This is a genomic window from Paenibacillus sp. FSL L8-0333 (assembly GCF_037965665.1).
GTDB lineage: Bacteria > Bacillota > Bacilli > Paenibacillales > Paenibacillaceae > Paenibacillus_AQ > Paenibacillus_AQ odorifer.
On sequence record NZ_CP150186.1, the window covers coordinates 1,970,300 to 1,985,006 of the forward strand.

Below are 14,707 nucleotides of genomic sequence, written 5' to 3' on the forward strand. Positions count from 1 at the left end.
AAGAGTATTCGCTGAATGCAAACGTATGGCTTAAATGATGCAAGAACTTAGCTGAAAGGAAGGGAAGAACAAGTTTCGTTTTTATTGCGGCTTTAAATTGAGCTTTTATTTTAGAAAATACTGGTTGACAATACCGCAAATTCGGCATTAGTATGTAAATCAAAATACAGCAAGCGTTTTCATTGGGCGTTTTTAGGTTGAACCAGTTGCACTAACGAATGGGTTTTATGGACTAGTGTTTGTGCATAGCTTTTTGCAAACGATTGCACTAATTTCGACATGATGTATCAAGCTTTTACTTTGATAAAAGGATGGTGACAGCGTTGAATTGGCTTGACGAGCCATACATATAGACCTTCTCCAACTTTAGAAGGAATAGCATGATTTATAATCTCATAAATTGGTGGGGTTTGTGAAATCATGTATCCGCTTGCAAAAAGGGAATTCATAATTATGGGAGGTTTTGCAAAAATGAAAATAACTTTATGGGGGAAGAGGGCATTTGCGATCTTTATGATTATTGCTCTCGTGTTCTCTGGTCTTGGACTACATCCTGTTAATGTTACAGCAGCAACGACGAAGGTTGTATTGGTTGGGGATCTGCAGTCTAAATTTACATCGACAGGTGCGGAAACGCCGGGTAAGGATTGGGATGAGACATCAGTAGTTACCCAAATGACCTATTCAGATAATGGCCTATATTCTTTTACAGGCACTCTGCCGGCAGGAGAATATAACTACAAGGTTACTCTTAATGATTTATGGGACGAGAACTATGGATTCACAAGTTACACCAATCCTCAGGGAACAAATGATGGGGAGAATATCCATATCAAGCTGGAAACAGAGACTGCCGTAACCTTTTATTATAATGACTTAACTCATAAAATAGCTGATTCCACGTATTACACACCGATTGCTTCCGCTAAACTACCAAGATTGACAGGAAACCTGCCGGCAGAAGCACTTACCGTATTATCTGATCCTGATTTTGATGATGTTTACAGTACGGTGGCTACCCTTCCTAAGGGAGATTACACCTACCAAGTTTCTGTTCCAGGAGACGGTGAAGCCGGGGATCAATTGTATCCCGAAACTGCTAATAATCTGAGTCTTCCTTCAGATCTTCTGGTTACCTTTAAATTTAATCCACTGGATGGCAGTGTGACAGCAGAATATAAAATTCCTTCTGAACCTGTTGAGGTTACTCCTGTTCCGGCTGGACACATCCGTATTCACTACAATCGGACAGCTGGTGACTATGAAAATCAGGGATTATGGACATGGGATGATGCTCAATCCCCTTCCGCAAATTGGCCTACAGGTGCAACTCCATTTCCTGAAGGGCAAATCGATTCTTATGGTGCTTATGTTGACGTGCCAGTGAAGGATGGAGCTAAGAAAATTTCGTTCCTTGTGGTAAACCGAGTCACTCAGGCCAAGGATGAAGGGGATAAACTCTTTGCCATTAACACGCCTGAGGCGAATGAAATTTGGATCAAGCAGGGTTCAAATGATGTAACACCGTATGAACCAGTTACACTTGCTCCTAATACAGTGCGAATTCACTATACCAGAGCTGATACAAATCATGATCAATATGGACTGTGGCTGTGGGATGACGTCGTAGCCCCATCCGAAAATTGGCCGTCTGGAGCTACTCCTTTTGTAGCAGATCAAACAGATCGTTATGGTGCATATGTTGATGTTCCGCTTATTGAGAATGCGAAGAAAATCGGCTTTATTGTGATGAAACCTTCGAACGGTGATAAGGACGGTGACAATAAAACCTTTAGCCTGCTGGATCGATACAATCAGCTATGGGTTAAAGAAGGAGACAACAATGTTTATGTTTCTCCGTTTGGTGAGACACCTATTGGCTTAGTATCCGCAGAGGTGCTGTCGACGAGCAAAATCCTTCTCGGCTTCACACTGACTGACGGTTTGGATCCAGCAGCCTTAAAGACAGCAATTACAGTTAAGGATAAAGAGGGTGCTGCAATCCCGATTACTGCTGTAACCCTTACAAGTAAAACTTCAATCGAAGTGGATACAGAAGCATTTGATCTGGAAAAAGTTCCGCTTAGCGTTACCTATTCAGGTAAAACGGTCTCAGCCGCAAGTGGCTGGAGAATGCTTGATGAAATGTACAACTATACAGGAGACGATCTTGGAGCTACGTATAATGCTGACAAAACAGCCACATTGAAATTATGGGCACCTAAAGCAAGCTCGGTCGTTGTAAATCTTTACGATAAGAATGACTCTAACGTGCAAGTGGGCAGAGTTGCTTTAACGCTCGGCGAGCACGGGGTTTGGTCAGTCCAGCTGAAGCCAGCTGATTTGACAGGCACTACCACAAATGATGTAAGAGGATACTTTTATCAATACGAAGTAACGAATGACGGTGTAACCCATAAGGTTCTTGATCCTTATGCTAAATCAATGGCGGTATTTACTGTGGATACCACAGGTGCTGCTGGTGCTGGCGGGGATACAGTGGGCAAAGCGGCTATTGTTAATTTAAGCCAGACGAACCCAGATACCTTTGGGTATGCTGATATAAAAGGCTACGAAAAACGTGAGGACGCCATCATCTACGAAGTCCACGTGAGAGATTTTACATCGGATGTATCGATCGAGGATAGTCTGAGTGGGGAAAGATGGGGTTCTTATAGCGCTTTTGAAAAGAAACTTGATTATATTAAATCTCTTGGTGTAACGCATGTTCAGTTGCTTCCTGTGATGGCTTGGTATTACGGGGATGAGACGAAGATGGGGACTAGAGAGCCGGATTATTCCGCAAAAAACAATGAATACAACTGGGGTTATGATCCTCACAGCTATTTTTCACCGGACGGGGCCTATTCACAGAACCCTGCCGATCCAGAAGAGCGGATTAAAGAATTAAAAGGTTTGATTGATGCCGTGCATGAAGCTGGAATGGGTGTCATTCTGGACGTAGTGTATACTCATATGGCTAAAAAAGAATTTTTAAACGACATCGTACCTAATTACTATGCCTTCCAAGATGCAAACGGTAACTTTATCGGGGGGTTCGGCAACAATTTAGCCACCAACCATAAAATGGCTGAGAAGCTGATGGTTGATTCGGTAAAATACTGGTTTGAAGAGTACAAGATTGATGGAATGCGCTGGGATATGATGGGCGATGCGACAGCTGATGCTGTTCAGCATGCTTATGATGCCGCAGCAGCAGTGAATCCGAAGGCACTCTTTATTGGTGAAGGCTGGAGAACATTCGGCGGCGCCGCGGCTGATCCTTCTCTCGCTGGGCAAGGTGCAGATCAGGATTGGATGGACAAAACGGATAGTGTCGGTGTTTTCTCAGATGAATTCCGTAATGAATTGAAGTCTGGTTATGGTTCCGAAGGTCAGCCTAGATTTATTACAGGTGGAGCACGTCCGATCGCTACAATCCTAGACAATATCAAAGCTCAACCTTCGAATACACCAGCAGATGATCCGGGTGATATCGTCCCATATATCGAAGCTCATGATAATCTGACACTTCATGATGTCATAGTACAATCGATCAAGAAGGATCCGGATATTGCTGAGAATGAGCTTGAAATTCAGCAGCGGATCAGATTAGGAAATATGCTCGTATTAACTTCTCAAGGTACAGCCTTTATCCATGCCGGTCAGGAATATGGGCGGACTAAGCAGTGGAAGGGCACAACGGATCCTGAGGATAAATTCACAGAGATGTTCGACAACAACAACCAATCGTTTGGCTATTTCATTCATGATTCTTACGATTCATCGGATGCAGTTAACATGTTTGATTGGACCAAAGCAACAGATGAATCTAAGTTCCCAGTACAGAACACGACAAGAAAATATACGTCGGGTCTGATGGAGCTGAGAAAATCAACGGATGCCTTCCGATTGGGCGATAAGGATTTGGTTGACTCTAACATTAACCTGATCCCTGCTCCAGAAATGAAGGATAACGATCTTGTCATCGGCTATTCCAACAAAGCAACAGATGGCACTGGCATCTATTATGTCTTCATGAATGGTGACAGCACAACTAGAAAACTGACCTTATCTGAGGATTTGACGGGCGGTCAGGTGCTTGTGGACAACGATGAAGCTGGTGTTACAGCGATACCGGCTGCACAGCAGTCAGGTTTTATTTTGACAGCAAATTCAATTACACTAGAGCCTTTGACGGCCGTGATTATTCAAAAGGAAGCTGCACCAGTTACGCTGAACTCTTTGGAAACAGATAGTGCAAGCTACACGCTGGCAGCTGGAAATACGCATCAAACCGCTGTTTTTGCGAAATATGATGACAATAGCAGAAGTAATGTTACTAAGAAGGCTACTTACCTCTCCAATAAACCTGAAGTAGCTACAGTAACTGATAAAGGTCTAGTCAAAGCGGTTGGGCTAGGAACGGCAACCCTTACTATTTCTTATGAAGGTATTTCTACAACCGTCACTGTTAATGTTACTGACAAACGATATGTTCAATTCACTTATACCCGTAGCGATAAGGACTATAAGGATTGGAATATCTGGGTTTGGAACACTGGAGCTAAAAATGACCAGATTGATTTCACAACCTTTAAGAATGGCACAGCGAGCGTTCTGATTGAGGTTGCGGAGAATGCAACAAGCGTTGGATTTGTCCTGCGCAAAGGTACGGATTGGAACACGGGGAAACTAGACTACCCAGACGATCGTGTTATTCCGTTGACCCCTGGTGAACCGTTCACTAAGGTGTATGTAACCAGTATGGTTAAAGAGCTTGATATCAAACCAAGTATTAGCGGCCCTATTTTAAAAGATGGAACGATTACTTTCAGATACCGCGACGACGCTTTGTTCCGTAATGGAAATATGGACGCAATAACAGCTGCTAAAGTAAAAGTGAACGGCACTTCGTATCCAATGATCTATGATCCGGCTAACGAGTGGTTCACTTACACACTGGCTGATTTAAAAGAAGGTATGTATAAATATACTTTCTTGATTACAAAAGACGGCGTCACTACCGAAATTACAGATCCAAAGAATACGGTGAATGATGAATCTGTTATTGATTATCATCAACCTGTCGTTAAGATTGCGACATCCGTAAGTCCAGAGGCAGTCACATCCAATCAGAATGCTGTTGTAACCATCCACGCTTCCTCTTCGGAAGAAGTAACTTACTCTGAAGCATATATGGATTTAACTAATCTTGGGGGCCCTAGCAAAGTTAAGCTGGATACGGAACTCTTGCAACAAACGGTTGCTGTGGAAGACACGGTGTCAGCGGGCATCAAGGATATTCCGATTACGCTCGTAGACCAATACGGCAATGCACATAAGGAAAAGGCTACACTTGAGGTAAAAGCAAGAACCTATACAGGGGATAAGCTGGATTTTGATTGGGATGAGGCTCGAATTTATTTCGCGCTTACAGACCGATTTAAAGACGGTGACCCAACGAATAATGAGAATGTGAATAAAAATCATCTGGAAGCTTATCATGGTGGAGATTTCCGGGGGATGATCGACAATCTCGATTATTTGCAAGAGCTAGGAATTAACACGTTATGGATCACGCCAATCGTAGATAATATTGATTTTAACAAAGGCGTTGACTTTGGCAGCGAACAATATGGATACCATGGGTATTGGGCAAAAGATTTCACCAAGCTCGACGAGCATCTTGGCGATATGGCCACCTTCAAGGAGCTGATCGAAAAGGCGCATGACAAAGGGATCAAGATCATGGTTGACGTTGTACTCAATCATACGGGTTACGGTCTGAAAGCTGAGGATACCTATCCGACAATTACAGCTGAGGATAAAGCACGTTTCGAAGGGATGCTGCGCACGGATGGTGTATCCGCAGATACAGATCCAATTAAGGGTGAACTTGCCTTCCTGCCAGATTTCAAAACGGAAGATCCAGCCGTTCGTGAAAAAATTATCGCTTGGCAAACAGGCTGGTTAGACAACGCACGTACGGAACGTGGAGACACGATTGATTATTTCCGTGTGGATACGGTCAAACACGTGGACGATACGACTTGGAAAGCCTTTAAAAATGCACTGACAGCGATGGATCCAAACTTCAAAATGACCGGCGAATACTTCGGTGGAACCATTGATAACAATGGTGGAATGCTCGAAACTAGCCAGATGGATGGGCTGCTTGATTTTGGATTTAAAGATGCAGCCAGAGATTTTGCAAATGGTAAGGTAAACAGTGTGGATGCTTATCTGCAGGAACGTGAATTGAAGATCGACAATACGAAGATGATGGCTCAATTCCTGAGCAGTCATGATGAGAATGGTTTCTTGTCTGATTATGTGGGAGGCGATAAAGGCAAGCTGAAGATTGCTGCAGCTCTGCAAATTACCGCCAAAGGACAGCCAGTAATATACTACGGAGAAGAACTGGGTAATTCAGGCAGCAATGCTGGAAATATGTCTGAAGGTCAATTCAGTGAGAACCGTAAGGATATGCCTTGGGATCAATTGACGGCAGAGAAGCCACTACATGACCATTATCAAAAGCTGTTGAATATCCGTGCGAAGTACTCCAAAGTGTATTCCAAAGGTGCGCGCACGAAGCTCGCAGGTTCAGATGATTCAGGTTATTTGGCTTTCAACAAATCTTATGAAGATGAGAACGTAGTGACGGTAATCAATACTAAAACTAGTGAGAGTTCTGTAACGATTCCAGTACCGTTTGCTGCTAATTCATCGGTAACCGATGAATACAGCGGTAAAACATACATGGTTTCCGAGGATCAAAAGGTAAATATTGATCTGCCAGGTAGAGATGATGGAGGTACGGTTATTTTGGCTGAGGTATCGGATGTTATACCGACACCAACACCGACACCAACGTCGACACCAACACCAACGCCGACACCAACACCAACACCAACACCAACGTCGACACCAACACCAACGCCGACACCAACACCAACACCAACGCCGACACCAACACCAACACCGACACCAACACCAACGCCAACACCAACGTCGACGCCAACATCGACGCCAACATCGGCACCAGAAGTAACACCGTCGCCTGAGGTGACACCAACGCCAGAAGCCACAGCGGCACCAACCTCTGGAGTTGTTGTTAACCCTAGCCCTACACCGCCAGCGGATACTCAGGTTGTGAATGAGGATAGCTTGAAGAATGGTAAAGAAGGCAAGGTGCAAATTGATGTTGCTGCCGGTAAGACAGCGGTACGCTTACCTTTACAAGCTGCACAAATACTAGGAACTAATGATCTTGTATTTAAAATGGGAGATCTGTTAGTTACTATCCCTAGCCAGCTTTTAAGTACAATGCCAAGTTTAGCTTCAGGTATTGATGGGGTAGGTGCCCAAATCTTGCTTGAACTGAAGCCACTGGCGCAGTCTGCTGCGAAAGCCATAGTAGACGGTTTAAACAATGATAGTGCTCATGCTAGCTCTCTTTCCGATGTATTTGAATTCAGACTTAGCGTGCTGATGAAAGACGGTACTCGGATTGTAATTAAGCAGTTCGATGAGCCGATTACGATCTCATTTAAGATTAAAGGGCAATTCAACAAAGACTTAATCGGAATCTATTATTTAAGTGATAATGGCGGGTTAGAGTACGTGGGAGGACAGCTGAATGGAGAGGTGATCACGGCACAAGTCACACACTTCAGTAAGTATGCTGTGCTTGAAATCGATAAGTCGTTCAAAGATGTTCCTGCAACCTATTGGGCATTTAAGGCGATTCAATCACTTGCCGCCAAACAAATTGTGTCAGGGGTTACTACCTCTGAGTTTGATCCGAAAAGTAATGTTAGCCGTGCGGAATTTACAGCACTACTAGTACGTGCACTTGGCTTAAAAGCGGAAGGGCAGGTCCTGTTTACTGACATCAGGTCAGATGCATGGTATGCCTCATATGTAGCCACAGCTGCTAAGCTGGGTATTGTTAGTGGACGGAGTAATAATATTTTTGCGCCGAATGCATCAATTACCCGTGAGGAAATGGCTGTTATGGCGATCCGCGCACTTGAAGTGAAGTCTGGTAAGAAGCTTGAACCTGTAGCAGCCTCTACGGCATTTACTGACGCTTCAAGTATTAGCAAGTGGGCGGAAGCTTATGTGAAGACTGCAGCAGACTTAGGACTCCTGCAAGGCCGAGAGAACAATCGATTCGCTCCAAAAGCATGGATGACCCGCGCAGAAAGCGCACAGGTTATTTATACGCTGCTGAGCAAGTAGGCTAAACTAAGGTGTGCTGAACTCTGGCACCCTTTAGTTAGAGCAGCGGTTAGCATTTTAGTATTCTCCAAAAGAAAACAGGGTATCCCGAAGCGATTATCGCTTGCGAGATACCCTGTTTTGTTATGCTATATGGCTGAGCAGTGGGAAGAAAAGAAGTCTTTTAGATGATTGCCTTTAGGATTGCGAATCCATAGGCTGGCATCTTCACGTTCAGCTTGCTGCGTTCTGTGCGCAGTGTTTCGCCTGTAAACAAGTTCTCCCAATCCCGCTCGTCTACGTCAATACGGAAGGTCTGAGCGGTCTCTTCACTGTTGATTAGTACGACAATTGTCTGCAGATCCAGCCGGCGCTCATAGGCTAGCTTGCTGCCTTGTTGTCCTGCCTCAAGGAAGGTAAATGTACCTGTGCGGAGAGCAGGGTGATCGTTGCGTATTTGAATAAGCTGACGATAGAACTCGAAGAGCTCACGATCCTGCTTTTCAGGGTTCCACTCCATGCATTTGCGGCAACCAGGGTCACCTTCACCGTCCATGCCGATCTCGTCACCGTAATAGATGCAGGGAGTGCCCATAAAGGTGAATTGGAACAGTGCTGCTAATCGCATCTTGTTTTTGTCTCCAGCAGCCAGCGTAAGCAGTCGTGGAGTATCGTGGCTGTCCAGCAGATTAAAAGCAACTTCACTTGCCTGCAGCGGATAGCGCGATAACTGTTTGCCAATGGAATTAGCGAATTCTTCAGCATCAAGAGTGCCATGCACAAAGAAGTCAAGGACAGCGTCAGTGAAAGGATAGTTCATAACGGCATCAAATTTATCGCCTTCTAGCCAAGGTGCAGATTCATGCCAGATTTCTCCCAATATGTAAGCCTCAGGATTAGCACGTTTAACCACCTTGCGGAATTCCCGCCAGAAATCATGATCCACTTCATTGGCAACGTCCAGACGCCAGCCATCGATCCCAACTTCTTTGATCCAGTATTCTGCGACTTTCAGTAAGTATTGTTTAACTTCAGGATGTTCTGTGTTTAGCTTTGGCATTAGCGGTTCAAAAGCAAAGGTGTCATAAGTAGGGACACCGTTTTCAATTTGAAGTGGAAACTTGCGAATATGGAACCAATCTTTAAAGGCGGAAGCCTCTCCTTTTTCTTGAACATCCACAAAAGGGGCAAAGGTTCTGCCAGAATGATTGAATACGGCATCTAGCAGGACACGAATCCCACGTTTATGGCAGCTATCGACGAGCTTTTTTAAAGTCTCAATATCTCCAAAATGCGGATCGACTTTCATATAGTCTTCTGTATCGTATTTGTGATTAGTAGTTGCATCAAAGATAGGTGTGAAATAAATAGCAGTGATCCCAAGCTCGTTAAGATGATCTAAATGATCAATAACCCCTTGCAGGTCGCCGCCAAAAAAATTGGTTGGTGTTGGTTCGGAGCCCCATGGCTGAACATTTTCCGGATCAAGGCTCGGGTCACCATTTGCAAAGCGTTCTGGGAAGATCTGATAAAAAACAGCGTCCTTTACCCAGGCAGGCGGAGCAAATACATCAACGCGGTTAATGAAGGGGAATTCGAACAGCTTGTTTGGGTTTTCCGGCCGCACCGTTTGAAAGTCACTTTCGGTCATCCAAATTCGTTCGTTATCTTTTTGAAGTAAGAAGCCGTATTTCAAGCGGCGGTAGAGAGGTACTGAAGCACATTCCCAATAGTCAAACATAGCATCGGAGGTGAAGAGGGTCATGGGAATTAGCTCTTTTGTGGTATCCCAAGCATATTTATCTCCAGCAAAGGCGAACACTTCGGTTAAATCCCCTTTTTTAGCGCGTAGACGCAGGTGAATCGTACTTTCATTATAGGCATAAGACCAATTTAACCGCGGACGATGATACACTGCTTCCAGTAACATGATAAATCCTCCTAAAGTTTTGTTAGCGTTACTTCCTCGAACACTTCGGCAAAACCACATCGAAAGCATAGGCTAAGTTTTGTTAGCGTTACTTCCTCGAACACTTCGGCAAAACCACATCGAAAGCATAGGCTAAGTTTTGTTAGCGCTACTTCCTCGGACACTTCGGCAAAACCGCATCGAAAGCATAAACTATTCCCGGACGATACTCCACAGAGCGCGTGGAATGTAGAATGTCGCTATTGTTATTGGTTGCACAGTTTTTTATGCAACATGCACTAAATCAGTAGCAGAGTAGCACATAACAAAGAGGCACAGCCACCGCGAAATAGCTTGCCCGAGGTTGTACCTTTGATAAGTAACATTGCCTTTTAATTGTATAGAACAGGAGGCAGACAAGAGATGTTGTGCTTCATGCTGGACAGCCTCTTAACGTTTTGGATTATAGCATGGAATAAAAGGGCTTTCAATACTCTTGTTCAAACCATTGCACTAAATTTCACTAAAGTAAACGAGCATTGTGAACGTTAATTTATGAGAAATCTCTTGAAATAGAGAAAATGTGGCATATTAGGGGCAAATAAAATAGATATTCCAATATTAAACACATGAATTATCGACTAATTAAAAGATATCATGTGAAAAATGGAGATATATGCCTATAATGTATATCAATTAATGGAAAATGACCCAATACAGTATATGCAAACGTTTTTAAAAACAATCGTTACTGTTGTATGATGTACTCATGAATGAAGCGCTTTCGTACCTGTGAAATGCAGATACAGAAGGAGCAAGCTAAAAGAAGAACTTTTTTTTTAGCCTTTCTGAAATCGTTTGCGCAGATTGCAGCACTACTATTTTCCATCTTACGTTTTTAAAAATTGGGAGGGGTTAAAGTAATGAAATTGAAAAAAATGATGGTTATCACCGCAGCTTTCTCAATGGCTCTGTCCGTTACAGCATGCGGTTCGAACAACAACAGTACGAATAACGGGGGCAACAACGCAGCAAAAGCTACTAACAACGCTACTACAGAGACTGCAGCGCCAGAGAGCACAGATGCAGCAGTAACAGATGAAATCGTACCTGAAGATGGCGCAACTCTAGTGGTATGGGAAAGTAAAGAAGAAAGACCTTTTGCAGATGAGATTGCTAAACAGTTCACAGCAAAATATAACGTTCCAGTCAAGGTTGAAGAATTGGCACCCCCGGATCAAGTAACTAAGCTTACTCAAGATGGTCCTTCAGGATTAGCGGCAGACGTTATTCTTATCCCTCACGATAACTTAGGTAAAGCGGCAAGCGCGAGCTTGGTTCTTCCTAACGATGTCTTCGGTGAAGAAACAAAAGCTAACAATACTGAAGCTTCGATTATCGGATCTTCGTACGAAGGCGAATTGTATGGTTACCCAAGAGCAGCAGAAACTTATGCATTGTTCTACAATAAATCGCTTGTTAAAGAAGCACCTAAATCATTCGATGATGTTCTTGCATTCAGCAAAACATTCACGGATAAATCGAAAAATAGATATGGAATTATGTGGGAAGTAGGAAACGTGTACTTCAACTACATGTTTATCGCATCCGATGGCGGATACCTCTTCGGTAAGGATGGTACGGATAAAGATGATATCGGTCTTGCTAACGATGGCGCAATTGCAGGACTTAAAGAATTTGTGAAATTGAAGGAAGCATTGCCAATTAAGAGTGGTGATATCAACAGTGATATCAAACGCAGCTTGTTCAACTCTGGTGATGTAGCTATGGATATCACAGGTCCATGGGAGCTTGGAGGATACAAAGAAGCTCTTGGTGACAACCTTGGTATTGCTCCAATCCCTACAGTGAATGGCAAAACAGCAATTACATTCTCTGGTATTAAAATTTTCGCAGTTAACTCGTTTACTCAATATCCGAATGCTGCTAAATTGTATGCGAATTTTGCTTCAAGCAAAGACGCTCAGCTGTTACTGAACAAAACGATTGGTTCGGTTCCTACAAACAACGAGGCGCTTCTTGATCCACAGATCTCTAGCGATCCTTATGTGTCCGTTTTTGCAGAACAAGCTAAGAACTCCCAACCGATGCCTTCTATCCCTGAAATGGGTAACGTATGGAGTCCAGTAAATGCTGCCCTTCCAGAAATTTGGGATAAAAATGGGGATCCAAAAGCAGCAATGGACAAAGCTGTACAACAAATCAAAGATTTGAATAACAGTGCATCTCAATAAGGATCATAATTCACTGTCTTAACAGCATACAGTGAATCAAGCTGCCCGCCGCATGTTTAGCGGCTGGCAGCTTCTTATTTTCACTCGGAGAGGAGAACGGAAGCGAAATGCAACGACATCGCACGAGGGCCGCAATACTGTCGACGATTTTTATGGGATTGGGACAAATATATAACCGCCAATTCGTTAAAGGAATATTATATTTAGCCGTAGAAGCTGTAGCCGTTTTTTATTTTATTGAGAATCTTGCCAACTCCTTATGGGGCATTGTAACACTAGGAGAGAATCCGAGTCGTCTGGTTAAAGTGAAGGGGATCGCCAAGATGGTTACCGGTGATCACTCGATTTATATTATGATCCAAAGCTTGATCACCATCCTTATTCTTATTCTATTGATTATCGCGTGGTATTTGAATATCAGAGATGCTTACAAGATTGGAGAAAAACGTGATAACGGTCTTCAGGCAAACACTTTTAAACAAAGTGTTCGTTATATCCTGGATTACAAGTTTGCTCAAGCGTTTCTAGTCTTGCCGGGTATCGGTGTTCTATTCTTTACTATTATGCCTATTATCTTCATGATCCTGTTGGCCTTTACGAACTATTCCGCACCTGATCATCTTCCACCCGCCAAATTGGTGGACTGGGTTGGATTTCAGACCTTTCGTAATTTATTGGTCCTTAAGACATGGAGCCACACTTTTTATGGTGTATTAACATGGACAATTATATGGGCAGTTCTTTCAACCATTACTACATACTTCGGAGGACTGTTGGTCGCTTTGCTGGTGAGTCAGAAGGGCATTCGCTTCAAAGGAATGTGGAGAGTAATTCTGATTGTGCCTTACGCGGTGCCACAGTTAATCTCGCTTCTGCTCATGCGCAACTTATTTAACGGTCAATTCGGGCCTATCAATCAATACATGGGGTATTTTGGATTGGATGGATTACCGTGGCTGACTGACCCATTCTGGGCTAAGGTTACCGTAATTATCGTTAATATGTGGGTAGGTATTCCTGTTTCTATGCTGCTTATCATGGGCGTTCTGACTACTATCCCACGGGATATGTATGAAGCTGCTGAGGTGGATGGAGCATCGGGTTATCAGAAGTTCCGTATCGTAACGTTGCCGATGGTATTATTCTCCACAGCACCAACCTTGATTACGCAGTTTGCAGGTAACATCAACAACTTTAACGCAATCTTCCTATTAACTGGGGGTAGTCCGGTAAATGGTGACTATCAATATGCCGGTTCTACGGACTTGCTAGTAACCTGGTTATACAAATTAACGCTTGATCAGAATAAAAACAACATGGCTTCGGCAATAGGGATTATTATCTTTATCATTGTCGCTTCATTCTCCCTGTACAATTACCGCCGGACGAAGTCATTTAAAGAGGAGGATATGATCCAATGAGCAGAAAAGTCGCGAACATTATTCGCTTAGCAGGTAGTTATATTATCTTGATTGCTTTGTCGATAGCTGCACTCTATCCTGCCCTTTGGATTCTCTTAGCTTCCTTCCGACCTGGTAAATCATTGTACAGCAAAACGTTTATTCCCGAGCAATTCACTTTATCACATTACAGAGAATTGTTCACATCACCCAGCTATATGTTTGGGACTTGGTATGCCAATACCTTGAAAATAGCTGTGTTCTCGATGCTTATCGGGGTAGTTCTTACTTTGTTAACCAGTTATGCCGTATCCAGATTCCGGTTTAAAGCGCGTAAAACAGCGTTATCCACCGTATTGATTCTTGGTATGTTCCCTGGTTTTATGAGTATGATCGCTATTTATATGCTGCTTAAAGAGTTTAATTTGCTGGATACACATATTGCGTTAATTATCGTTTATGCGGCGGGGGCACCGCTGGGTGGGACCTTTATCGCTAAAGGGTTCCTGGATACGATTCCTCGTTCTTTGGATGAGGCGGCTCGAATAGATGGGGCGAGTAATTTCGGGATATTTATGCGGATCATCTTACCCTTGTCACGTCCTATGATCACTTACATGGCGCTGACTCAGTTTGTTGGTCCTTGGGTGGATTTCATTTTCGCCAGACTTATTTTGCGGACGAAGGAGAACTGGACGGTCGCAGTCGGAATGTGGGATATGGTTAACACGAACCAAAACACGAACTTTACCTTGTTCTCTGCGGGTGCGGTTTTGATCTCCATTCCAATTATGATTTTGTTTGTATTCTTGCAACGTCTGCTAGTAGATGGCTTGACAGCAGGAGCTAGTAAGGGGTAAACCCATTCGCTCGCTTCATGCTAATAAATGATCAGGGTACAGCCTTTATACAGA

At 43.5% G+C, this 14,707-nt stretch carries 5 protein-coding genes; 4 read left to right on the forward strand and 1 reads right to left on the reverse strand.

Annotated elements, in window-relative coordinates; all coding sequences use genetic code 11:
- The first annotated feature begins 471 nt into the window (after positions 1-471).
- Complete coding sequence (locus NYE72_RS08520) at positions 472-8,250, forward strand: pullulanase (protein ID WP_339211710.1); 7,779 nt, start codon at positions 472-474, stop codon at positions 8,248-8,250.
- A gap of 163 nt (positions 8,251-8,413) precedes the next feature.
- On the opposite strand, the gene NYE72_RS08525 is transcribed toward NYE72_RS08520, so the two are convergent.
- Positions 8,414-10,159 (reverse strand): alpha-glycosidase, encoded by a 1,746-nt coding sequence (locus NYE72_RS08525; RefSeq protein ID WP_036684381.1) that lies wholly within the window; start codon positions 10,157-10,159, stop codon positions 8,414-8,416.
- A gap of 902 nt (positions 10,160-11,061) precedes the next feature.
- Here NYE72_RS08525 and NYE72_RS08530 point away from each other — a divergent pair.
- The 3 genes from NYE72_RS08530 to NYE72_RS08540 all read left to right on the forward strand — a co-directional run bounded on the left by NYE72_RS08530 (position 11,062) and on the right by NYE72_RS08540 (position 14,653).
- Positions 11,062-12,393 (forward strand): maltose ABC transporter substrate-binding protein, encoded by a 1,332-nt coding sequence (locus NYE72_RS08530; RefSeq protein ID WP_036684378.1) that lies wholly within the window; start codon positions 11,062-11,064, stop codon positions 12,391-12,393.
- A 107-nt stretch (positions 12,394-12,500) separates the two neighbouring features.
- The gene (locus tag NYE72_RS08535) at positions 12,501-13,814 is read left to right on the forward strand and encodes a sugar ABC transporter permease (RefSeq protein WP_036684375.1); all 1,314 of its coding nucleotides are present in this window, start codon (positions 12,501-12,503) and stop codon (positions 13,812-13,814) included.
- A complete protein-coding gene (locus NYE72_RS08540; protein WP_036684372.1) occupies positions 13,811-14,653 on the forward strand; it encodes a sugar ABC transporter permease in 843 nt (280 codons plus the stop codon). Before NYE72_RS08535 ends, NYE72_RS08540 begins: the two co-directional genes overlap by 4 nt.
- Positions 14,654-14,707 lie beyond the last annotated feature (54 nt).

Excerpts from the sequence above, each read along its gene's own strand:
- NYE72_RS08520 (WP_339211710.1), top strand. The coding sequence starts at position 472 with ATGAAAATAACTTTATGGGGGAAGAGGGCATTTGCGATCTTTATGATT.
- NYE72_RS08525 (WP_036684381.1), bottom strand. The coding sequence starts at position 10,159 with ATGTTACTGGAAGCAGTGTATCATCGTCCGCGGTTAAATTGGTCTTAT.
- NYE72_RS08530 (WP_036684378.1), top strand. The coding sequence starts at position 11,062 with ATGAAATTGAAAAAAATGATGGTTATCACCGCAGCTTTCTCAATGGCT.
- NYE72_RS08535 (WP_036684375.1), top strand. The coding sequence starts at position 12,501 with ATGCAACGACATCGCACGAGGGCCGCAATACTGTCGACGATTTTTATG.
- NYE72_RS08540 (WP_036684372.1), top strand. The coding sequence starts at position 13,811 with ATGAGCAGAAAAGTCGCGAACATTATTCGCTTAGCAGGTAGTTATATT.